Source organism: Flavobacterium difficile (genome assembly GCF_011392115.1).
Taxonomy (GTDB): Bacteria; Bacteroidota; Bacteroidia; order Flavobacteriales; family Flavobacteriaceae; genus Flavobacterium; species Flavobacterium difficile.
This window is the reverse complement of sequence record NZ_JAAJBT010000026.1, coordinates 1-435: the sequence shown is the minus strand read 5'-3', so window position 1 is coordinate 435 and position 435 is coordinate 1. Positions and strand designations below refer to the sequence as shown.

1 protein-coding gene is annotated in these 435 nt (G+C 39.5%); it reads right to left on the bottom strand.

Features of this window, described 5'->3' with window-relative positions:
• Window positions 1–435, bottom strand: a 435-nt coding sequence (locus tag G4D72_RS13295) for an Ig-like domain-containing protein (protein WP_235922513.1), incomplete at both ends; no start/stop codon positions are given.

Sequence of the window (435 nt, the reverse complement as noted above, 5' to 3'; positions counted from 1 at the left end):
ATGGTAACGTTGTTCCTCCTTGACTTGGGTCTACAACATCTACCAATCCATCATTGTCTGCATCAGCACCATCGATAATTCCATCGCCATTGGCATCAACTCCTCCATTCTCCGTTACATCTGTAATTCCATCATTATCTGAATCTAAATCTAAGAAGTCTGGTGTACCATCATTGTCCGTATCTGCAATTCCTTCTGTAACATCTAATACTCCGTCATTATCATCATCTGGATCTGTTACATCAGGAACTAAATCTCCATCAAAATCAGATAACACTACAAAAGTAATTAATGCTGTATCACATGCGCCTGATGGATCACATAACTGATACGTTAATGTAGCCGTGCCATTGAAGTTATTGGCTGGGTTGAACGTTACAACTCCTGTAGCTGGATTTAATGTCCAAACTCCTTCTGCTGTAGTAATTGTATCTT